The following is a 21,331-nucleotide window of genomic DNA, read 5'->3' as shown; positions in this document are numbered from 1 at the left end:
GGTAGGTTATCGAATCGTTACGCGCCCGTAGACACGCGCTCCACCACGAAATCGATGCACTTCGTCAGGGCGGTCACGTCGTCGGGGTCGATCGCCGGGAACATGCCGATGCGCAGCTGGTTGCGGCCCAGCTTGCGGTACGGCTCGGTGTCGACGATGCCGTTCTCGCGCAGCGTCTTCGCGACGGCGGCCGCGTCGATCTTCTCGTCGAAGTCGATGGTGCCGACCACCTGGCTGCGCAGCGCGGGATCCGCGACGAAGGGCGTGGCGAACTCGCTGGCCTCGGCCCACTGGTAGAGCCGGTCGCTGGAGTCCTTGGTGCGCGAGACGGCCCAGTCCAGGCCGCCGCCCGAGTTGATCCACTCGATCTGGTTCGCGAACAGCAGCAGCGTCGCCAGCGCGGGGGTGTTGTAGGTCTGGTTCTTGCTCGAGTTGTCCACCGCGATGGGCAGCGACAGGAACTCGGGCGTGTAGCGGCCCGAGGCCTTGATCTCCTCGACGCGCTCCAGCGCCTTCGGGCTCATCAGCGCGACCCAGAGGCCACCGTCGGCGGCGAAGCACTTCTGCGGCGCGAAGTAGTAGACGTCGGTGTCGGCGACGTTCACCGGCAGGCCGCCGGCGCCCGACGTGGCGTCGATGGCGATGAGCGCGTTCTCGCTGCCGGCGAGGCGGCTGACCGGCACCGCGACGCCCGTCGAGGTCTCGTTGTGGGCCCAGCCGATGAGGTCGACGGTGCCGTCCGCGACCAGTTCGGGAGCCGAGCCGGGGTCGCTCGAGACGACGATCGGATCGCCGATGAACGGGTTGCCCTTGGCGACGCTCGCGAACTTGTTGGAGAACTCGCCGTAGGTGAAGTGCTGGCTGCGCTCGCGGATCAGGCCGAAGGCCGCTGCGTCCCAGAAGGCGGTGGTGCCGCCGTTGCCGAGCACCACCTCGTAGCCCTCGGGGAGGGAGAAGAGATCCTTCAGCCCCTCACGCACGCGGCCGACGACGTTCTTCACGGGAGCCTGACGGTGGCTGGTGCCGAACACCGACGCACCCGTATCGACGAGCGACTGCAGCTGCTCGGGGCGGACCTTGGACGGGCCGCAGCCGAAGCGGCCGTCGACGGGCTTGAGCGCGGCGGGAATCTCGATCGTCATGCCCTAAATCCTAATGGTGTCCCAACCGGGCACGTCCTCCGGCTGCCGCGGACCCTGGCCGATGTACTGCGCGGACGGGCGGATCAGCTTGGCCGCACGCTTCTGCTCCAGGATGTGGGCGCACCACCCGGCCGTGCGGGCGCAGGTGAACATCGCGGGCATCATCCGCACCGGCACACCCGCGTAGTCCAGCACGACAGCCGCCCAGAACTCGACATTGGTCGAGATCGCGCGGTCGGGCCTGCGCTCGGCGAACAGCGCGTTCGCCTCCCGCTCGAGGGCCGCGGCCGCCTCGTAGCGCGGCGCGTTCAGGCTGCGTGCGACGGTCCGCAGCACGTCGGCCCGAGGGTCCTCGGCGCGGTACACGCGGTGCCCGAAGCCCATGATCCGCTCGCCGCGGTCCAGCCGATCGGTGACGGACCGGCGGGGGTCCCCGGTCCGCTCCACCTCGTCGAGCATCGGGAGCACGCGCGACGGTGCGCCGCCGTGCAGCGGGCCCGACAGGGCGCCGACCGCACCCGAGAGCGCCGTCGAGACGTCGGCCCCCGTCGACGCGATGACCCGCGCGGTGAGCGTGGACGTGTTGAGGCCGTGCTCGGCCGCCGTGACGAAGTAGGCGTCGATGGCGCGCACGTGGTCCGGGTCGGGCTCGCCCTGCCACCGGGTCATGAACCGGTGCGTGACGGTGGGCGACTGATCGATGATCCGCTGCGGCACCGCGGGCCGCTCCAGGCCGCGCGCCGACTGCGCGACGAAGCTCAGCGTGGTGACCGACGCCCGCGCGAGATTCTCCCGCGCTGTCGCGTCGTCGATGTCGAGCAGCGGCTCGTACCCCCACAACGGTCCGAGGATCGCGAGGCCGGCCTGCGCGTCCACCCGGACATCGCCGCTGTGGATCGGCAGGGGGAAGGGCTCGGCCGCGGGCAGCGGGTTGCCGAACTCCCCGTCCACCAGCAGGCCCCACACCTCGGCGTAGGTGACCTGGTTGCGCACCAGGTCGGCCACGTCGACGCCCCGGTACCGCAGCACCCCGCCCTGCTTGTCCGGCTCCGCGATCTCCGTGGAGAACGCGACGACGCCCTCCAGTCCGCCGGGAATCTCAGTCATGCGCCTAACCTTAGTGGCGTGGACCTCACGGCGATGCGCGAGAAGTACGACGGCGACTCCTTCGACCTGCAGCCCGAGGATCTCGCAGCCGGGTGGGTGCCGCTGTGGCGGGCATGGTTCGACGAGGCGGTGGCCGCGCAGGCGCCCGAGCCCAACGCGATGGTGCTGGCCACCGTCGACGCCACCGGGCTCCCGGCCACCCGGACCGTCCTGTGCAAGGGGCTCGACGAGCGCGGCGTCGTCTTCTACACCAACTACGGGTCGGACAAGGCTCGTGCTTTGGAGGCGAATCCCGTGGCGGCCGTGACCTTCCCGTGGATCGCGATCCACCGGCAGGTGCACGTCCGCGGGTCCGTCACCAAGGTGCTCCCGGAGGAGACCGCCGCCTACTGGGCGGAGCGGCCCCGGGGCTCGCAGCTCGGGGCGTGGGCGTCGGACCAGTCGCGACCGGTGGCGTCGCGGGCCGAGATGGCGGAGCGGTTCGCCGAGGTCGAGGCCCGGTTCGAGGGCGTCGACGTGCCGGTGCCGCCGGAGTGGGGCGGCTACCGCGTCGCGCCGCAGGTCGTCGAGTTCTGGCAGGGCCGGGAGAACCGGGTGCACAACCGCGTGCGGCTCGTCGCCCCCGACTACGCCCCGGTGCGCCTCCAGCCCTGACCGCCCCCCGCGATTGAACACCGTTACGAACGGAGAAACCGCAGGTCGCGGTGGGCGTGAACGGTGTTCAATTGCGGGTGGGTCGTCAGGAAGTCGTAGGATCTTTCGGGTGCCGAGACTCCTGGCCGATACGCGGCCGCTTCAGAACCCCGACTACCGGCGGCTGTGGTGGACGGGGATCGTCACCGTCATCGGGGCGCAGCTGACCGCGGTCGCCGTCCCCGCCCAGATCTACGCGATCACCGGGTCTTCGGCGTACGTCGGCCTGACCGGCGTCTTCGGCCTGGTGCCCCTGGTGATCTTCGGGCTCTGGGGCGGCGCGATCGCCGACGCGCTCGACCGCCGGCTGGTCATCATCGGCACCACTCTCGGGCTGGCCGGCACCGCTCTGCTGCTCGCCGTGCTCCCGAACAACGTGTGGCTGATCCTCGGCGCCTTCGCGCTCCAACAGGCCTTCTTCGGCGTCAACCAGCCGACCCGCTCCGCGATCTACGCCCGCCTCGTGCCGCCCGAGCAGCTCCCGGCGGCGAACTCGCTGAACATGACCGTCATGCAGTTCGGCGCCATCGCCGGCCCGATGCTGGGCGCGCCGCTCATCCCGGTCATCGGCGTGCACTGGCTGTACACGCTGGACGCCGCGTCGCTCATGCTGACCCTGTGGGCGGTGTCGCGGCTGCCGTCGATCAAGCCGGAGGACAGGGGACAATCGCTGGGGCTGAGCTCGGTGATCGACGGCTTCCGCTACCTCGCCGGCCACAAGGTGCTGCTCATGAGCTTCGTCGTCGACATCATCGCGATGGTCTTCGGCATGCCGCGGGCGCTGTTCCCCCAGATCGCGCACGAGAACTTCGGGGATCCGCTGGCGGGCGGCTGGGTCTTCGGGGCGCTGTTCGCCGCGATGTCCGTGGGCGCCGTGCTCGGCGGCGTGCTCTCCGGCTGGACCTCGCGAGTCTCGCGGCAGGGACTGGCCGTGGTCGTGATGATCGTGCTGTGGGGCGCCGCGATGGCCGGCTTCGGCGTGGCCGCGCACGTCAGCTGGCTGTGGGCGGCGCTGATGCTGCTCGCGCTGGGCGGCGCCGCAGACATGTTCTCCGCCGCCTTCCGCACCACGATGCTGCAGGAGGCCGCCACCGACGATGTCCGCGGCCGCCTGCAGGGCGTGTTCACCGTGGTCGTGGCCGGTGGGCCGCGCATCGGCGACGCCGCGCACGGCGCCGCGGCCGCCACCGCCGGTGCCGCGATGGCCGCCGCGGGCGGCGGCGTGCTCGTGATCGTGTTCACGGTGCTCGCGGCGCTGGCCGTGCCCGCCTTCGTCCGCTACCGCGTCACCCGCTGACCGGCTACACCGGGAAGGACACCCCGGTGAGCTCCTCGGACACGGCCCACAGGCGACGCTGCAGGTCCAGGTCGTAGGACTGGCCGCTGGACGCGACGACCTTCGGGGCGCCGCGCCGCTCGCCGAGGCCGTCCGGGCCGTAGTACTGGCCGCCGAGCGCGCTCGGGTCGGTCGCCGCGCGCAGCTGGGACAGCGCGCCGTGCTGCGCGTCGTGCGAGAACAGGGGAGCGGCGACCTGCGCGACCTGGAGGGCCTTGGGTAGGTTGCGGACCAGCTCGGTGTCGGCGATGCCCGGGTGCGCCGCCACGGCGACGGTGCCGCGCTCGCCCGATGCGCGCGCCTCGAGGCGGCGCTGCAGCTCGTAGTGGAAGAGCAGGTTCGCGAGCTTGCTCTGCCCGTAGGCCGCGACCCGCTCGTAGGAGCGCTCCCACTGCAGGTCGTCGAAGTGGATCGCCGCGCGGATGCGGTGGGCGAGGGACGCCACCGTCACCACGCGCGAACCCGGTACGTCGAGCAGGAGGTCGAGAACCTGTGCGGTCCAGGCGAAGTGGCCCAGATGGTTGGTGCCGAACTGCAGCTCGAAGCCATCGGCGGTGGTCTGCTTCGGCGGGTACATGACGCCGGCGTTGTTGATCAGGAGGTCGATCCGGGGCGTGCTCTCGCGCAGTTCCGCGGCGGCCTCGCGCACCGATTCCAGCGAACCGAGGTCCAGGCGCTGCAGGCGCACCGTCGACCCCGGGGCGGCCGCGGTGATCCGCCGGACGGCCTCCGCGCCCTTGTCCGGATTGCGCACCGCGAGCACCACCTCGGCGCCCTTCTGGGCGAGCGCGCGAGCCGTCTCGAAACCCAGGCCGGTGTTGGCGCCGGTGACGACGGCGACCCGTCCGGTCTGGGTGGGAATGTCGTTCTCGGTCCAGCTCATGCCTACTCCTCGGTGGTCCTCGACGGTTAAGAGACCGTCGGTCTGTTGAATGACTCCACGGTAAGAGAACGGTGGTCTGTTGTCAATAGACCGTCGGTCTGTAAAATCGGATACGTGGGTTTTCAGCGGGCGCGCAGCGAGGAGCAGCGGCAGGAGCGTCGGGAGGCGATCATGGCCGCGGCGGCGGCCATGCTCTGTGAGATGTCGGTGGCCTCCCTCACGCTGAGCGAGCTCAGCCGGCGCGTCGGCCTCGCGAAGTCGAACGTGCTGCGCTACTTCGAGTCCCGCGAGGAAGTCCTGCTCGAGGTGCTCATGCGCTCGGCGACCGCCTGCATCGTCGAGCTCGACGATGCCTGGAGCGCCGAGGGGCGCGACGACGCGCCGGTGGCCGAGCGGACGGAGGCCTTCGCCGCCGTCTACGCCCGCGTCGCGGCCGATCACCCCGACCTGCTCGACCTCGTCTCCGCGCAGGCCTCCGTGCTCGAGCGCAACGTCTCCACCGACGCGATCGTGCGGTTCAAGCGCGCCGCCCTCGCCGGGCTGGACGCCCTGGCCGGTGTCCTCGCCCGGGCGATCCCCGAGCTGGGTGACGACGCTCCCGCGGTGGGCTCGCTGATGCTCACCCTGTCGGGCGCCGTATATGCACAGGCCGAGCAGTCCCGGCTGTGCGAGTCGGCCTACCGTGTCGACCCCTCCCTCGCCGTCTTCCGCGTGGACCTCGTACCCGCGCTGCAGTCCGCCGTCGCGACGGTGATCGCGGGGACGCTCGCGCGCTGACGCCGCGCTCCCGCCGCGCTCCCGCCGTCGAGCCGCCGCCGCGCCGGTGCCGCTCCCCGGCGTTGCGGAGGGTTGCATCCGGCGCCGCCGAGCGGACGCCGCTCGCCCCGGCGATGCCGCCCGTAGGATGACGGCCATGACGGTGCAACCGGGGTTCACCATCGCGGCCGGCGGTTACGTCGCCCAGATCGCGCGCACGGGGGCCGGCCTGCGCGGCCTGCGCCGCGAGGGCATCGCGCTCACCGAGGAATGGCCGCTCGGCGAGAAGCCGCCGCTGTCCGCGGGCCTCGTGCTCGCGCCGTGGCCCGGCCGCACCGAGGACGGCATCTACTCCTGGGACGACGAGCTCTACCGCCTCGAGGTCACCAACGAGGTCACCGGCACCGCCGACCACGGCCTCGTCCGCCGCGTCGACTGGGACGACATCGAGACCGCCGCCGACGCCGTCACCCTCGTGCTGGACGTGGGCCGGCACCGCGGCTGGCCCTTCGACCTGCACCTGCGGATCCGCTACAGCGTCGCCGCCGACGGCCTGACCTGCGCCTTCGAGGCCCGCAACGCCGGCACCGTCGACCTGCCCTTCGCCGTCGGTTTCCACACCTACCTCCGGGTGGGCGAGAGCCCCGTCGACGACTGCACGCTCGAGCTCGGGGCCACGCAGTGGCAGCCCCTCGGCCCGCGCCTGCTGCCCGACGGTCCGCCGCGCACCGTCGAGGGCTCGGCGTACGACTACCGCGCGCCGAGGTCCCTGGCCGGCGTCCACATCGACACCCCGTTCACCGGCGCGTCCGGCCGGTACGTCCTGCGCGGACCGGAGGCGGAGACCGAGCTGTGGACGGCACCGTCGTTGCCCTGGGCCCAGGTGTTCATCGCGGACCCGGACGACGGAAAGGGCTTCCCCGGACGGGGCGCCGACGGCGGCCCGGGCCGGGCCCTGGCGGTCGAGCCGATGTCGGCCCCGGGCAACGCGCTGCACACCGGGACCGACGTGATCCGCATCGCCCCCGGGCGATCGTGGAGCACTGAATGGGGGATCAGGTGACACCCTCGTTTTCGCAGAGAACCGCGATACCGCTAGGTTCTAGCCAGGTAGCTTTTATCCGCCGACTACAGCGAGGGGATACGAACATTGTCCACCGATGACAACACCGCGAACGCTACGGTCGCCTACCCCGGCGGCCAGATCGAGCTGCCGATCATCAAGGCGACCGAGGGTGCAGACGGCATCGCGCTCGGGAAGTTCCTCGGGCAGACCGGCCTGAGCACCTTCGACAACGGCTTCGTCAACACGTCGTCCTGCAAGTCGGCCATCACCTACATCGACGGCAACGCGGGGATCCTCCGCTACCGCGGGTACCCCATCGAGCAGCTCGCGGAGAAGTCGACCTTCATCGAGGTCAGCTACCTGCTGATCCACGGTGAGCTGCCGAGCCCGGAGCAGCTGGCGGAGTTCACGGCCAAGATCCAGCGGCACACGCTGCTGCACGAGGACCTGAAGCTCTTCTTCAACGGCTTCCCGCGCAACGCCCACCCGATGCCGGTGGTCTCGTCGGCCGTGAACGCGCTGAGTGCGTACTACCCCGACTCGCTCAACCACAACGATCCGGCGCAGGTCGAGCTCGCGACCGTCCGCCTGCTCGCGAAGTTCCCGACCATCTGCGCCTACGCGTACAAGAAGTCGGTCGGCCAGCCCTTCCTCTACCCGGACAACTCGCTGAGCCTGGTCGAGAACTTCATGCGCATGACCTTCGGGTTCCCGGCCGAGCCGTACGAGGTCGACCCCGAGCTGGTCAAGGCCCTCGACATGCTGCTCATCCTGCACGCCGACCACGAGCAGAACTGTTCGACGTCGACGGTGCGCCTGGTCGGCTCCTCGAACGCGAACCTGTTCACGTCGATCTCGGGCGGCATCAACGCCCTGTGGGGCCCGCTGCACGGCGGCGCCAACCAGGCCGTCCTCGAGATGCTCGACGACATCAAGGCCTCCGGTGGCGACACCACGGGCTTCATGAACAAGGTCAAGAACAAGGAAGACGGCGTGAAGCTCATGGGCTTCGGGCATCGCGTCTACAAGAACTACGACCCGCGTGCGGCGATCGTGAAGCAGACCGCGGACCGCATCTTCGAGCTGCTCGGCGTGTCCGACGAGCTGCTCGACATCGCCAAGGGCCTGGAGGACGTCGCGCTGCACGACGACTACTTCATCGAGCGCAAGCTGTACCCGAACGTGGACTTCTACACCGGTCTGATCTACCGCGCGATGGGCTTCCCGACGCGCATGTTCACGGTGCTGTTCGCGCTCGGCCGGCTTCCCGGCTGGATCGCCCACTGGCGGGAGATGCACGAGGACCCGACCACCAAGATCGGCCGTCCTCAGCAGATCTACACGGGCCACACCGCCCGTGACTACCCCGGTGCATAAATGCCGCCGATCCGTCGCGACAACCTGCACCGCCTGATCAAAGGAGCGTCAATGACCAAGCCGGAGATCGAGTTCATCGAGGGCCCCGCGCCCACCGAGCTCGTCATCAAGGACATCGTCGTGGGCGACGGCGCCGAGGCCCAGCCCGGCAGCGTCGTCGACGTGCACTACCTCGGCGTCGAGTTCGAGAGCGGCGAGGAGTTCGACTCCTCGTGGAGCCGCGGCGAGTCGATCAACTTCCCGCTGCGCAGCCTCATCGCGGGCTGGCAGGAGGGCATCCCGGGGATGAAGGTCGGCGGCCGTCGCCAGCTGATCTGCCCGCCCGCCCTCGCCTACGGCCCCGCCGGCGGCGGGCACCGGCTGTCGGGCAAGACGCTCGTGTTCGTCATCGATCTGCTCGGCGTCAAGTAACCCGGCGCCCGCCGGGCACGGGGCCTCGTGCTTCGTGATGATCCGCTGGGCGTCAAGTAACCTGTGCGCAGCTAGGGCCCCGTACCCGTCGTTCGACGGTACGGGGCCCTTCGCGTCAGTCCGCTTCCGCCGCGAGGCGGGCGAGCCGCACCGTCGCGCCGCGGAGCCCGGCGGCATCGTCGAGCGGCTCGAGGTAGCCGACGCGCGTGACGGCCCACCCGCGGGGCGTGTCGACCCGCAGGTCGAGGCCGTAGCGGTCGGCGCGCTCACAGCGGGCCGCGGTGGCGTCCGGGTAGCCGCCGAAGCGCCGCGCCATCGCCAGCAGCGAGTCCGCATGGTCGTCGTTGAGGTGGTGCACCGCCCCGTCGGACACCGGGCTCACCGGGTCGGGCGCGGACGCCGCGTAGTCGGCGCCGCTCGCCGAGTCCATGCGGCCGTAGCCGCCGACCCACCGCACCCGCTCGACCCCGAGCACCCACAGCGTGAAATCGCTGTAGTCGATGTAATGACGGGCGGCCGGGACCGCGTCGAGGTGCGCCTGCCGCGCCGCCGCGGCCTCGTCGCCCGCGGGCTCGCGCACCCGCCCGGCCAGGGTGATCCGGGTGTTCGCGAGCGGGTCGTCGGGCGCCCCGGGGGCCACGATCGACAGGCTCGCGCGGGGGTCGCGCCGCAGGTTGCGGCCGTGTTCGGCCATGTGGGAGACGCACAGCACCGGGTCGCCGCCGAGCAGGCCGTAGGTCACCAGGGAGGCCCAGGGCGCACCGTCGGGGGAGAGGGACGCGAGCGTCGCGCTGAACGTGCCCGCCGCGACGGTGCGCGCCTCCTCCGCCGCGGAGGGGCGCGCGGGGCGGGCGATATCGGTCAACGGCGGGGCGATCGTGGGGGCGTCGCCGGGGTCGCCGTGGTCTCGTGCGGTCATGCGTCCGAGGGTAGGTGAGAGATGCGCCGCGCGGGCCGGCAGCGGAAGGTCACGTCACCGGGTCCTCGACGGTGAGCCCGTGCGCCTCCGCGACCTCGGCGAGTCTCGCGTCGTGGGTGACCATGACAGTCCTCGAGCCCAGCGCGAGCGCTGTGGCGAGGTGGATCGCGTCGAGCGTGCGGAGGTGTTGGGTGATCGACTCAGCCGACGTGAGGATCGCTTCGGTCGCAGGCGCCAGGGACACGAGATCGAGGATCTCGTGCCTCCTCGACACGGGTTCGCCGTCTCGGCGGAGTACGCGGGTCAGCTCCGTCTGGAGAATGCGCGAGGAAGCGAGGGTGTGTTCACCGTCCCCTGCGGTGGCGTCCAACCAGGCCTCGGCCCCGACGTTGAACAGGAGTCCGTGGACTGCGACGGAGGTGTCGAGGTAGTACGTCGTCACCATCGGTCCTCGCGCATTTCGCGAAGGAGTTCATCGACCTCGGCGGTAGTGCGCCGATTCATCGGTGCCGGACGGTCGGACAGCTTCGCGCCGCCCGTTTTCCGGGGCGGGATGAGGTCGATGGCCGGCTCGGGCGGGACGAGCCGCGCCACGACCCGACGGTGCCGGGTGACCTCGTAGGTCTCCCCGTTCTCCACGTCCGCGAGCGCGGCGGTGGGGTTCTGGCGGAGCTCGGCGACGGTGATCGTCTTCATGGCGTCCAGGCTACGCATTCATCTACCTTTGTCTAGATCATGCTCGACCAGGGGTCGACCAGGCGCAGGCCGAGGCCCTCGAAGTCCTTGACGTTCCGGGTGGCCAGCCCGGCCCCGCTCTGCCGGGCGATCGCTGCGATCATCGCGTCCTGAATACTGATCGGGCGGCCTGCTGCCTTGCGGATTTCGAGAACGGCTGCGTACTCCTCGGCACTGTTGTGATCGAACGGGATGGCCGGTGCGAACGAAGCGAACGCCTCATCGGCGGCGTCGTGGAGCGCGGCGCGGCGTTCACCCCGTGGAAGGAGCGCGATGCCGGACAGAATCTCAGCACGCGTGATCGGCGTGATCACAGGCTGTTCGTTGACGCCGCTCAACCATCGCTCGACTGTCGGTTGCGGATTCCATCGTTCGGAGGATGGCGCGGGCTGGTCTGACGTACAAGAATGGGTGGGGCGTCGCGGGATTCCTCGCGGCCGGGAGCTGGTGCGGAGGGCGCGATGAACGGGTTGAAGGTCGGAGCAGCGGCGGCCGCGGTGCTATCGATGGCGGGCCTGCTCGCGGCGTGCGGCAAGGATTCGGCCACGCAGGACTCGCCGGTCGCGTTCAGCCCGGTCACGGGCGACCGGTACACGGCGAACCCGGGCGCCTTCCAGACGGACGGCGTGGCCGTGCCACCCAAGAGCGTGATGATGGTGGGCGACCCGGTGGCCGCGCAGGCCGTCGTGAACTCGGGCCTGCCGCAGGGCACGATCACCTCGACCAGTGACAACGCCACGGTCTACTACCCGCCCGTGCCCTCGGACGCGCTCCCCGCGGACATCCGCCCCGCGGCACAGCCCGCGGTGCCGGAGCCGCTCGCCCGGCCCGCGAACACGCGGCCGTGGCAGTACACCCCGCATCAGATCGACGCCTACCGCGCCATCTGCGACACGGGCCGCTGGGGCTCGTGGGTCGCGGGCCCGGAGCACCAGACGCAGGTCTGCTGGAGCGTCTACGGCCGCCAACTCGGCGTGCGCCCGTGGGTGCCGGGCCAGCCGCGGCCCTGGGACCGGCCGGGTTACCCGAAGCCGTGGTTCGATCCGGGCTTCCGCGCGGACGTCCCCGTGATGTGGATCTACCCGCGCGGCTGGGCGCAGCCCAAACCGCAGCCGATCATCTCCGTGTCGATCACGATCAACCTCGGCACCAATCCCTATCGCAGGGTCAACCCGCGGTACACCGATCCGTTCTACCCGGTCTGGGCCGTCACGCCCGGCCGCGTCGTCGACGTGCGAGGGCAGGGCGTACTCGTCGCTCCGGTGTACACGACGACCACGACCACGACCACGACGACCACGGTGGTCAGCGCGCCCGTCGCCCCCGGGGTGGTGCTCATGCCGCTACCGACGTCCGCGAAGGTCGAACCGATCCTCGCCGTGCCCGGCGACTCGACCCCCGGCAACGTCAACGTCAACCCGACGGTGCTCGCCCCGGTCCCCGCGGCGCTCGACGGTGCCGTGATCCAGGCGGGCAGCCGCGCCGAGGTCCAGGAGGCCGTCGGCACCAGTGTGAAGGTGTCGGTGGCGAGCACGGCCTCGACGCCGACGACGACGGCGACCACGACCACCGCCGCGGTGGGCACGGCCGGCCGCGGGACTACCGGCACGAGCACCGCGACCGCCACCGGAGCCACCACGCTCCCCGGTGCCGGAACCACGACCGCGCCGGGCCAGACGTCGGCGGCGGCACCGTCGGGGGCGCGGGCCGGTGACCCGAGCACCCCGGCGGTCGGGACGACGGCCCCCACGACCAGTGCCGCACCGGACGTGCCCAGCTCGACGGTGCCCGTCCCGGCGCCGACGACGACGGTTGCGCCGCCGGTCACGACGGTCGCCCCGGTGCCGACCACGGTGGCGCCGGTGCCGACGACCGTCGCTCCGGTTCCGACGACGACGGTGCCCGTCCCGACGACCGTCGCGCCCGTCCCGACGCGGACCGTTGCTCCGGTCCCGACGACGACGGTGCCGGTCCCGACGCGGACCGTCGCGCCGATCCCGACGACGACCGTGCCGGTCCCCGTGCCCACCCGGGAGATTCCGACCCGGACCGCGCCGCGGACCACGGTGCAGGCGCCGGTCGTGACCACGACGGCGGCCCCCGCGACGTAACGGGTACCTCGTCGCCGGCGTCGGCGCGCCCATCGAGGACTAAGTTTCGGTTGTCCGAAACCATAGCTTCGCTTAGCCTTGACATGTGCTGACCAAGACCGAATCCCGGAGGCCGACGACGCTGCGCGGCGTGATGTTGCTCGGCCCGGCGTTCGTGGCCGCGATCGCTTACGTGGACCCGGGCAACGTGGCCGCGAATGTCACCGCCGGCGCCAAGTACGGCTACCTGCTGGTCTGGGTGCTGGTGCTGGCCAACGTGATGGCGGTGATGATCCAGTACCAGTCGGCGAAGCTCGGCGTCGTGACCGGCCGCTCGCTGCCGCAGGTCCTCGGCGACCGGCTGCCGCGGCGGGCGCGGCTCGCGTTCTGGGGACAGGCCGAGCTGGTGGCGGCCGCCACCGACATCGCCGAGGTGATCGGCGGCGCGCTGGCGCTGAACCTGCTGTTCGGGGTGCCGCTGGTGTGGGGCGGGCTCATCGTCGGGGTGATCTCGACGGCGCTCCTCGTTCTCGCGGACGGCCGCCGGCAGTACCGTTTCGAGCTGGTGATCATGGGCTTGCTCGCGATCATCGTGGTGGGCTTCCTCGCGGGCCTGGTGGTCGCGCCGCCCGACGGTGCCGCCGTCCTCGGCGGGCTGGTCCCGCGGCTGCAGGGCACGGAGACGGTGCTGCTCGCCGCGTCGATGCTGGGCGCGACCGTCATGCCGCACGCGATCTACCTGCACTCCGCGCTGGTCGTGGACCGGCACGGCACGCCTTCCGCGCAGGCGCGGGTCGAGCGGGCGCGGCGCCTGTTGAAGGTGACGCGGATCGACGTCGTACTCGCCCTCGTGATCGCGGGCGCGGTGAACATCGCGCTGCTCGTGCTCGCGGCGTCGAGCCTGTACGGGCGGGACGGCACCGATTCCATCGAGGGCGCGCACGCGGCGGTGCGCGACGCGCTCGGCCCGGTCGTCGCCGGCCTGTTCGCGGTGGGCCTGCTGGCCTCGGGGCTCGCATCGACGTCGGTCGGCAGCTACGCCGGCGGCACGATCATGGCGGGCCTGCTGCGCAAGCGGATCCCGCTGGTGGTCCGGCGGCTGGTCACGATGATCCCCGCGATCGGCGTGCTGGCCCTCGGGGTTCCACCCACCGAGGCGCTGATCATCTCACAGGTGGTGCTGAGCTTCGGCATCCCGTTCGCGCTGCTCCCGTTGCGGCGCTACACCTCCGACCGGTCGCTGATGGGGGAGTTCGCCGACGGTGCGCCGTTGCGCTGGGCGTCCGCGGGCGCGGGCGTGCTCATCGTCGTGCTCAACGCCGCGTTGATCTATCTGACCGTCACGGGCTGATCCGCGGTGGCCTTGAGGTCGCATAATCTCCGTGATTTAATAATGATAATTGAGTCATGAATCAAGCGGATATGGTTCGCGGAGGTAAGTGTCGACATGGCGGCGCGTGCACTAGCGGTGGCGGGCGGTGGGGCCGGCGTCGCCGTGCTCGCCTGCTGGTCGCTGTTCGCGCCTGCCGAGGTCGCCCGCGAGCAGGTCGAGTCGGGCACCCTCGCGCAACTGGCGGCGGCACCGTCGGACAGTCTGCGCTGTGACGGTGGGCTCAAGGCCGCGGTGGGGGCCGTGCAGACCTGCACCTTGACCCGCGGAGGTGAGGACTTCGCCGTGGCGCTCACCGTGACCCGGGTCGACGGCGAGCGGGTCGATTGGGACTCCACGGTCGACGGTGCGCCGCGGTCCGGTCGGCGAGTCGCCGTGTCCGAGCTGGAGCGGCGCACCCGCGAGGTCCTCGCGCGGGAGCGCCCCGTCGAGGCCTTGACCTGCGACGGGGCGCTGTCCGGGGTCGTCGGGGCCACGCAGACCTGCGCACTGACCTCCGACGGTGCCCGGCACCCGGTGACGGTCCGCGTGGCGACGGTGGACCCCACTCGCGTGCAGTGGGGCGTCACCGTCGCGGGGTGACCGGGTGGCGTCGGCTACGGAATCAGGATGTATTGCATACCGGCCATGTGCCGGTAGGTGCCCTGGGTTTCGTACCGCTTGCCCGCGTAGTTCCACTGGCTCACGTAGATCGTGTTGCCCTCGACCCGGTTGACCCATGCCACGTGACCGTTGGTGCCGTCGGCTTGGTTGACGCCGGGTGCGAAGACGACGACCGAGCGGGCTTGCGGACTCGACGTCACGGTCCATCCATCCGCTCGTGCTTGTCCGGCCCACGTTCGCGCGGGGCCGTTCAAGGCGGGGATGTAGTAGCCCGCGTTCCGGTGGATCATCTCCTGTGCCCCGTAGGTGCATTCGCCCGTGTAGCCGGCCGCCGCGATGACATTGACCTGTCCCGTGGAGCGGCCCTTGGTGCGGCCGGCGATCGCGGCGAGCCCGGCGGGAGCGGCGCCCTGCACCGGTGCCGGCTGGGCGGCGGGTGCATCGCCGCACTTGCCCGTGACGGGGTTGTTGCTGCCGGTCTCGATGTCGATGTCGGCGACGTACACGCCGTCGGATGTCTTGTACCAGAGGTCGTCCCAGCCGCCGTTGCCGTGGTACTTGCTCAGCGCGCCCTTGACCGACTGGCCGCGCTCGTAGCACTGGAGCGTGACGCGGGCGCCCGCCGGATACGTGCCGACCTGCGTGGTCTTGAGAGACGGGCCGGTCATCTTCTGGGTCGCGGCCACGACACGACCGGTGGGTGCGGCTTCGGCGACGCCGACGGCGAGGGTGGAAACGGTGGCGGCGACAGCCAGGGTTGCTAGGCCGCGGAGAGCGAGATGCATAGTGCGCCTTACTTGTTGGAGACGGAACGCGTCAAGCGTGCAGGATCGGTGAGACCGGCGGTATCCTCCGAACGAAGGAATGCGGAGTCGGTCGCGGTCAGAACCGGGTCTTCGAGCGGTGTCGACGTTCGTGGCGCAGCCGGTGGTACTCCAGGTGGCGGACGTAGTCGATCAGTGTCGTCGCGTCGGCGCACGCGTAGCCGAGCAGCTGATGGTCGAGGTCGTCCTCGGTGAGCTCGGTGGAGAAGAAATGCCGGTACAGGTCACGAAAACGCGCGCAGTCGAAGGACTCCTTGCCGCGCTGATGGATCCGGCGGTACGCCGCAGCCACCCGGGCGCGGTCCGCGACCGGGTCGGACGGTGTCATGGGAACGAATTCTCCGGCACGTGCTGCGGCGTCCGCAATCACCCGATCAGACGACACCCGACGCACGTGCGTCCGATCACCCGTCGTCGCGGCCGCGCAGACCGTCGAGGATCAGATCGGCGACGAAGTCCGCGTTCTCCTCGGGCGTGAGCGTGCGCCGGCTGAAGCAGCGCACGAACAACGTGTTCATCAGGGTCGCCGCGAATTCGCGTGCGGGTTCGGCGGGGGAGAAGATCCCGAGGCGCTGCCCGTCGGCGATGACCGGCTCGATCAGCGACGGAAAGTGCAGTTCCTGCTTGAGCGCGACGAGCCCCTCGGCCTCGCTCGCGGTGTCGTAGGAGATGCTGGCGATGAGCGCGTCCATGAACGGGCGCTCCTCGACCGTCAGGCGGGCGCAGCGCAGCAGGTGCCGCCGGATCACGGTCACGTGGTCGGTGCCCAGCGAGACGTCGTCGGCGAGGCTCTGGGTGATTGCGGTGAACCGAGGCCGCAGGGCTGCGATCACGATGTGCGCCTTCGTCGGGAAGAGTCGCTTGAGCATGTCGAGGGGGACGCCCGATGCGTCCGCCATGCCCTCGAGCGTGGCGAGGTAGAAGGTGTGCCGCGTGAATTCGACGGCGGCCGTGTCGATGACGGCCCGCCGTGGATCGTCGGGCAGCGCCGGGCGCGGTGCTGCCGTGCCGTCGTCGGGCACCGCGAGGCTCGCCCCGGCCTCGTCGATGTGCTGGTGGCGGTGCCGGGTGTCGAGGGCGGCGATCGCGATCGCCAGCGCGGTCTCGCCGTAGAGGGAATCGGGTACGGCCTCGGGATCGACGAGGCGCCGGATGAGCAGGCCCTCCCGGAGAGCGGTCAGGACGGTCGCGAGCTGCGCGACCGTGAACGGGCGGCGGACCGTCGCCCCGTGCGCGCCGAGGAGCCGGTCGTACGTCCGCAGCCGCAGGGCGTCGGAGCGTTCGTACGAGCTGATCAGCTCGCCGGCGATCGCCGCGTCCGACCGTCCGAGCACGACGGACAGGAGGCCGCGGACGGTCTCCGCGTCGTCGGCGGCGAAATCCGCCGCGGCCGACTCGCGGATGATCCGCCGCGCATCCCGGACCGTGGCGTCCGGTCCGCCGGCGACATCAGGGATGTCGCCGGGGGCGGTGACGAGCGCCCGGACGAGCGCATCCACGAAAGATTCTTTCGTATAATTGCGAAAGAAAGTCGTTTGCGAGGTGCGGGCCTTCGCAATGGCGCGCTCGCTGCGAATGCCGTGTTGGAGAACTTCACCGGGGTTCTCCATGAGAATCTCGAGAGCGGCGTCGATCAGTCGATCCGCCGCTTTCCGCTCTCGCATTCGCGTTCTCCGCACCTCGATGACCTGCGAAATGGTAGTGATTGCACACTTCGCTCCGTGTGTGAATAGTGTCGTAGTGGGGGCGGTGCTGTCAAACGACCGCCATTGATTCCCTGTCGGACCCGAGTAATACGGTTGTAGTCGTATTCGTGGTGATCCGAGGCACGCCGCGAGAAGGGAGCCCGCATGACGGAGGCAATGCTCGAATCGGCCGTGGTGATCAGTGCGTCCGACGTGCCCGCCGCCGAGGACGTCCTCGTGCGGCCCTACCTCAGTCGGCGCGAGGTCGACGTCCTGGTCGCGTGGCTGAAAGTGACGACCAAGGAGGACGCGGCCGAGGTGCTGTACATCTCGCCGTCGACGGTGAGCACCCACATCGCGCGCATCCGTGCGAAGTACGTCGCCGTCGGCCGGCCGGCGCGCACGAAGATCGCCCTCCTCGTCCGCGCCCTGCAGGACGGCCACATCGCGCTCGACGAGGTGTAGTGCCCTCACCCGCAGGGCTGGAAGTACGGCTCACCCGGCGCCAGCCGGTCCCATTCCTCCGTGGTGATGGGCGCGGAGTGCGACGAGCAGACGGTGTCGATGACGTGCTGCGGGTCGAGATCCCAGGTGCGCAGGCGCCCGCTGTTGCCGGACGCGACGATCATCGAGCCGTCACCGGTGAACCGGGCGTCGTAGAGGATCGCGCCGTCCACGGTGAGGGACGCCTCCCGTGCCGGGGCGGCACCGTCGGACAGGTGGAACAGGCGCGCCTCACCGCTGCTGGACGCGACGACGAGCCGCGTGCCGTCGGGGGAGAAGGCCGCGCCGTTGACCGAGCCGCTGGGCCCGCCGAACCGGGTGATCCGCGGGTCGCCGTCCACCGAGACCTTCACCTGCGCGAGGTGACCGCCGCCCGACGCGGCGAGCAGCAGGGTGCGTCCGTCGGGCGCGACGGCCAGGGCCGCGACCGACGCCTCGAACACGTGCGTGGTGCGCACGACCCGGGGCGCAGCCGGCTCGCGCAGGTCCACCCGGACCAGATCGCCGCCCGCGGTCCCGAGCACCGCCGTCCGGTCGTCCAGGAAGCCCACCGACGGTACGCCGTTGGTCACGTCGAGCCTGCCGACCACGCGCGGTGTGGCGCGGTCGGTGGTGTCGAGCACCGCGACCTGCGACGTCGACAGTCCGCCGACGAGGGCGGTGCGCCCATCGGGCGAGACGGCGACCGTCTCGACGATCGACCCGAGCGCCGGCGCTCCGGTCGCGGACAGTCGCGGGTGCGCGCGGTCGCGCAGGTCCGCGAGGTACACGCGCCCGCTGGCCGTGCCCAGCGCCGCCTCCCCGTCACCCGTCACCGCCAGCGCGCCGGAGAACAGGTCGCCCGACGGTGCCGCCAGGTCCGGACCGGAACGGAGCAGCTCGGGGCCGGACCCGGTGCGCCACTGGCCGACCGCGGAGTCGGGGCCGCCGTTGGCCACCAGCACCTCGGAACCGTGCACGGGGATCTGGAACACGCCGCGGGACCCGAGCGTGACCGCCGCCGTGCGCAGCGGCCAACTGCGCAGGACGCCGCCGTCGGCCGCCGCGAGCACGGTGTCCCCGGCGACGGTCGCCACGCCGATCGGTTCGGGACCGGTGAACACGAGCTCGGGGTCGTCGCCGGCGAGCGGGACCACTCGGACCTGACCGTCGGAGCTCGCGGCGACCAGCCGCGCACCGTCGGGGGAGAGCTCGACGTCGTTGACGTAGCTGGTGAACCCGGACACGGTCCGGCGCAGGACGGGTGCCGCCGGGTCGGCGGTGTCGACGACGACCGCTTCACGGCTGCGCAGGCCCGCGGCCAGCGCGGACCCGTGGAAGGCCATCCGGACCGCCTGGTTCGACGCGCCGCTCAGCGGGAGGTTCCCGCGCCGCGCGGGAACGGGGCCGGAGACGTCCCACAGCTCGATGCCCCGCCCCGGCGCCGACACCGCGGCCAGCCGGGCATCGGCGCTGAGCGCGACCGCCGCCTGGGTCTCGGCGTACCCGTCGTCCGGGAACGGGACGGTGCGGCCGTCGCGCTGCACCAGCACCGGCGGGGCGTCGGCGCGGGAGGCGAGCATCGTGCGACCGTCGCCCGCGACGGACAGCCGGACCACCGGCCGCCCCACGTCGACGATGCCTCCCGGCTTCGGCGCGGCCGCGTCGCGCACGTCCACCGTGAGCACGCCGCGGCCGGTGCCGATGAGGAGCGTCGCACCGTCGGGCGTGAACGAGAGGCCGGACCCGGGGAGCGGCCCGGGATCGATGTCGGCCCCGCCGATCCGGTCGCCCAGGCCGTGGGCCTCGACCCGGTACAGGTCGATCCGGCGTTCGCCGCGGACGGCCGCGACGGTGCCGGACGGCGCCGCCGCGACCTCGAAGGCGCCGCCGATCATCCGCCGCGTGGCCAGCGGGTCCGACAGCGTGTCGAGCAGGTTGGACCGGGCCTCGACGGTCGGGAAGATCCGGTACGCCGCGACGGCCAGCTGCGCGGCCAGTGCGGAGTCGCGCGGCCGCAGGCGGCGGGACTCCAGCGCGAGTTGGCGGCTGGTCGACTCGTCGTGCGCCTGCGCCGCGGCGTCCCGGGCGCGGGCGGTGTTCGCCAGCCCGATCCAGGCCATCGTCGCCGCCAGGGCCGCGATCACCGCGAACGCGGCCGCCGTGATCGCGACCGTGCGGAGCTTGCGGACCTGGCGCCGTTCGCCGGCCAGTCGGTCCTCGCGGCGCTGGGCGCTCTGGGCGATCATCCGGCGCTCCGCCTCGCCCCAGCGGCTCGGGCGCTCCACCGACAGCGACTCGATGAGGTCCAGCATCCCCGACGAGAGCAGGAGCGACGGCGGCTCGCCGGCCTGCGTCCAGTGTGCCGCTGCGACCCGGATCCGGTGTTCGAGGCGCAGACGGGCGCGGTTCTCGTCGACCCACTGCGACAGCCGTGGCCAGGCCTGCACGAGTGCCTCGTGGGCGAGTTGCACGCCGTCGTCGCCGACGGTGACCAGGCGCGACTCGATCAGGCGGTCCAGGACCGCCTCCGCGTCGGCGTCCATTTCGAGCTCGGCGGCCGGCGTGATGCGCCGGGTCACGCGGTCTGCGCCGACGTTGATCAGGCCCAGCAGCAGGTCGTGCATCGTCGCCCGGCCGGGCTCGTCGAGCCCGTCGTAGACCGCCTCGGCGGTCTTCTCCACGGCCCCCGCCAGGCGGCCCGTCTCGAGGTACCCCTCGACGGTGAGCCGTGATCGCCCGGACCGCTCCCAGGTGGTCAACAGGGAGTGGGACAGCAGCGGCAGCACGCCCGCGGCATCACCGGTGGCCTCGGCGTCGTCGAGCAGGAGCTCCACCAGACCGGGCTCGACGGTGAGCGACATCCGGTCGGCAGGGCCGGTGATCGCGGCGCGCAGGCCCGTCCGGTCGAGCGGTCCGATGACGACGGGGCCCGCCCCCACCACGGCGGCGTACCCGGCCTGGGCGACGAGCCGGTCCAGGAAGTCCGAGCGCAGCACGAGCACCACGACGGGCGGGGCGGCGGCGAGGTCGAGGACGCGGGTCAGGACGGCGCGGGCGTCGTCGCCCGTGCCCTGCGTCCAGATCTCCTCGAACTGATCGATCACGAGGACGGGGTTCGGCGCCGATCGTTCGCGCAGTGCGGCGAGCGCCTCGTCGATGGAGGCCATCGGCTCGATGCCGGGCGTGATCACGACGTGGTCCCAGCCCGCCGCGCCGTCGACCGCGCGAGCGAGGCCCGCCCGCACCACTGAGGACTTGCCGATGCCGCTGCCGCCGACCACGACGACGGGGTGGCGCGGCGCCCGGCCGGCCGCGATGTCGTCGATCCTCCGGCGCAGCGCATCGGCGTCGGCGTCCCGCCCGAAGAAGTATTTTGCATCCGCTATCTCGAATGCCTCGAAACCCCGGTACGGGGAAGAATTCAATGGAGTCGGCGCTTTCGTGCGCGAACGAACTCGGGCGCGTGCCACCGCGTCCCACCACGCGCCGAATTCGGATTCCGGAACTCCGCACACGGTCAATACACGGTCGAACAGATCGCGGTTCGCCGCCGTCGGGGCGTGCGCGCCGGACAGCCAGCCGGAGACGGTGCCGAGATATCCGTCGGCCTGCTCGACGAGTTCGCGGACCGTCAGACCTGCGGCGTCGCGCAGATCCCGCAGCACGGCGCCGAGCTCGGCGCGGGAATCCACCGTGCCGGGATCGGGCCGCGAAGGCCGATTGCTTTCGGATGCCATTTCCCGACTTCCCCCCGAAACGTCGCCATTGACCCTGGTCGTCGTACGGAGATCGTACGAAGAATGCGTACGGTCGGGGAATTCGGGGGCG

General features: G+C 71.3%; 21 protein-coding genes. 10 read left to right on the top strand and 11 right to left on the bottom strand.

The window, feature by feature from the left end:
* Positions 1-17: 17 nt before the first annotated feature.
* Together serC and ABZX10_RS13520 are read right to left on the bottom strand one after the other, a co-directional pair.
* Positions 18-1,142, bottom strand: coding sequence for a phosphoserine transaminase (gene serC / locus ABZX10_RS13525; protein ID WP_355540200.1), 1,125 nt, complete (start codon positions 1,140-1,142; stop codon positions 18-20).
* A 3-nt stretch (positions 1,143-1,145) separates the two neighbouring features.
* On the bottom strand, positions 1,146-2,249 hold the full coding sequence (locus tag ABZX10_RS13520; RefSeq protein WP_355540197.1) for a citrate synthase 2: 1,104 nt from the start codon (positions 2,247-2,249) through the stop codon (positions 1,146-1,148).
* 33 nt (positions 2,250-2,282) lie between these two features.
* On the opposite strand from ABZX10_RS13520, the gene pdxH reads away from it, so the two are divergent.
* Together pdxH and ABZX10_RS13510 are read left to right on the top strand one after the other, a co-directional pair.
* Positions 2,283-2,903: a pyridoxamine 5'-phosphate oxidase gene (pdxH, locus tag ABZX10_RS13515; RefSeq protein WP_355540321.1), complete on the top strand. Its 621-nt coding sequence runs from the start codon at positions 2,283-2,285 to the stop codon at positions 2,901-2,903.
* 109 nt (positions 2,904-3,012) lie between these two features.
* The gene (locus tag ABZX10_RS13510; RefSeq protein WP_355540194.1) at positions 3,013-4,239 is read left to right on the top strand and encodes an MFS transporter; all 1,227 of its coding nucleotides are present in this window, start codon (positions 3,013-3,015) and stop codon (positions 4,237-4,239) included.
* A 4-nt stretch (positions 4,240-4,243) separates the two neighbouring features.
* On the opposite strand, the gene ABZX10_RS13505 is transcribed toward ABZX10_RS13510, so the two are convergent.
* A complete protein-coding gene (locus ABZX10_RS13505) occupies positions 4,244-5,161 on the bottom strand; it encodes an SDR family NAD(P)-dependent oxidoreductase (protein WP_355540191.1) in 918 nt (305 codons plus the stop codon).
* A gap of 114 nt (positions 5,162-5,275) precedes the next feature.
* On the opposite strand from ABZX10_RS13505, the gene ABZX10_RS13500 reads away from it, so the two are divergent.
* From ABZX10_RS13500 to ABZX10_RS13485, 4 genes are all read left to right on the top strand, one after another.
* Positions 5,276-5,938: a TetR family transcriptional regulator gene (locus tag ABZX10_RS13500; protein ID WP_355540188.1), complete on the top strand. Its 663-nt coding sequence runs from the start codon at positions 5,276-5,278 to the stop codon at positions 5,936-5,938.
* Positions 5,939-6,074: 136 nt separating this feature from the next.
* Positions 6,075-6,980, top strand: coding sequence for an aldose 1-epimerase family protein (locus tag ABZX10_RS13495; protein WP_355540185.1), 906 nt, complete (start codon positions 6,075-6,077; stop codon positions 6,978-6,980).
* Between the two features lie 87 nt (positions 6,981-7,067).
* On the top strand, positions 7,068-8,360 hold the full coding sequence (locus tag ABZX10_RS13490; RefSeq protein WP_355540182.1) for a citrate synthase: 1,293 nt from the start codon (positions 7,068-7,070) through the stop codon (positions 8,358-8,360).
* 51 nt (positions 8,361-8,411) lie between these two features.
* Positions 8,412-8,771, top strand: a complete 360-nt coding sequence (locus ABZX10_RS13485; RefSeq protein WP_068574637.1) for an FKBP-type peptidyl-prolyl cis-trans isomerase — start codon at positions 8,412-8,414, stop codon at positions 8,769-8,771.
* A 115-nt stretch (positions 8,772-8,886) separates the two neighbouring features.
* On the opposite strand, the gene ABZX10_RS13480 is transcribed toward ABZX10_RS13485, so the two are convergent.
* The 4 genes from ABZX10_RS13480 to ABZX10_RS13465 are packed head-to-tail and all read right to left on the bottom strand — an operon-like array spanning position 8,887 to position 10,853.
* The gene (locus ABZX10_RS13480) at positions 8,887-9,690 is read right to left on the bottom strand and encodes a DUF2470 domain-containing protein (RefSeq protein ID WP_355540177.1); all 804 of its coding nucleotides are present in this window, start codon (positions 9,688-9,690) and stop codon (positions 8,887-8,889) included.
* Between the two features lie 49 nt (positions 9,691-9,739).
* Positions 9,740-10,135 carry a type II toxin-antitoxin system VapC family toxin gene (locus ABZX10_RS13475; protein WP_355540174.1) on the bottom strand — a complete coding sequence of 132 codons (396 nt, stop codon included), beginning with the start codon at positions 10,133-10,135 and terminating at the stop codon, positions 9,740-9,742.
* Positions 10,129-10,386, bottom strand: coding sequence for a type II toxin-antitoxin system Phd/YefM family antitoxin (locus ABZX10_RS13470; protein ID WP_355540171.1), 258 nt, complete (start codon positions 10,384-10,386; stop codon positions 10,129-10,131). The genes ABZX10_RS13475 and ABZX10_RS13470 overlap by 7 nt, the downstream gene beginning before the upstream one ends.
* A 32-nt stretch (positions 10,387-10,418) precedes the next feature.
* On the bottom strand, positions 10,419-10,853 hold the full coding sequence (locus ABZX10_RS13465) for a type II toxin-antitoxin system VapC family toxin (protein WP_355540318.1): 435 nt from the start codon (positions 10,851-10,853) through the stop codon (positions 10,419-10,421).
* A 33-nt stretch (positions 10,854-10,886) separates the two neighbouring features.
* On the opposite strand from ABZX10_RS13465, the gene ABZX10_RS13460 reads away from it, so the two are divergent.
* The 3 genes from ABZX10_RS13460 (at position 10,887) to ABZX10_RS13450 (ending at position 14,487) form a co-directional block, all read left to right on the top strand.
* Positions 10,887-12,536, top strand: coding sequence for a hypothetical protein (locus ABZX10_RS13460; protein ID WP_355540168.1), 1,650 nt, complete (start codon positions 10,887-10,889; stop codon positions 12,534-12,536).
* An 85-nt stretch (positions 12,537-12,621) separates the two neighbouring features.
* Positions 12,622-13,866 (top strand): Nramp family divalent metal transporter, encoded by a 1,245-nt coding sequence (locus tag ABZX10_RS13455; RefSeq protein WP_355540165.1) that lies wholly within the window; start codon positions 12,622-12,624, stop codon positions 13,864-13,866.
* A 96-nt stretch (positions 13,867-13,962) separates the two neighbouring features.
* Positions 13,963-14,487, top strand: coding sequence for a DUF4333 domain-containing protein (locus ABZX10_RS13450; protein WP_355540163.1), 525 nt, complete (start codon positions 13,963-13,965; stop codon positions 14,485-14,487).
* Positions 14,488-14,501: 14 nt separating this feature from the next.
* Here ABZX10_RS13450 and ABZX10_RS13445 read toward each other — a convergent pair whose 3' ends face one another.
* From ABZX10_RS13445 to ABZX10_RS13435, 3 genes are all read right to left on the bottom strand, one after another.
* Positions 14,502-15,293 carry a CHAP domain-containing protein gene (locus ABZX10_RS13445; RefSeq protein WP_355540160.1) on the bottom strand — a complete coding sequence of 264 codons (792 nt, stop codon included), beginning with the start codon at positions 15,291-15,293 and terminating at the stop codon, positions 14,502-14,504.
* A gap of 97 nt (positions 15,294-15,390) precedes the next feature.
* The gene (locus ABZX10_RS13440; RefSeq protein ID WP_355540157.1) at positions 15,391-15,660 is read right to left on the bottom strand and encodes a hypothetical protein; all 270 of its coding nucleotides are present in this window, start codon (positions 15,658-15,660) and stop codon (positions 15,391-15,393) included.
* Between the two features lie 76 nt (positions 15,661-15,736).
* Positions 15,737-16,831 (bottom strand): TetR family transcriptional regulator, encoded by a 1,095-nt coding sequence (locus ABZX10_RS13435; protein WP_355540154.1) that lies wholly within the window; start codon positions 16,829-16,831, stop codon positions 15,737-15,739.
* 363 nt (positions 16,832-17,194) lie between these two features.
* Between ABZX10_RS13435 and ABZX10_RS13430 the strand changes: the two genes are divergently transcribed.
* Complete coding sequence (locus ABZX10_RS13430; protein ID WP_355540315.1) at positions 17,195-17,482, top strand: LuxR C-terminal-related transcriptional regulator; 288 nt, start codon at positions 17,195-17,197, stop codon at positions 17,480-17,482.
* A gap of 5 nt (positions 17,483-17,487) precedes the next feature.
* Here ABZX10_RS13430 and ABZX10_RS13425 read toward each other — a convergent pair whose 3' ends face one another.
* Entirely contained in the window at positions 17,488-21,240 is a 3,753-nt protein-coding gene (locus ABZX10_RS13425; RefSeq protein WP_355540152.1) for an AAA family ATPase, read from the bottom strand.
* Between the last annotated feature and the right edge of the window lie 91 nt (positions 21,241-21,331).

Origin of the sequence: Tsukamurella sp. NPDC003166 (assembly GCF_040611135.1) — a bacterium.
In the GTDB taxonomy this organism is placed as follows: domain Bacteria; phylum Actinomycetota; class Actinomycetes; order Mycobacteriales; family Mycobacteriaceae; genus Tsukamurella.
The sequence above is the reverse complement of the archived record's forward strand: the minus strand, read 5'-3'. Positions and strand labels throughout refer to the sequence as shown.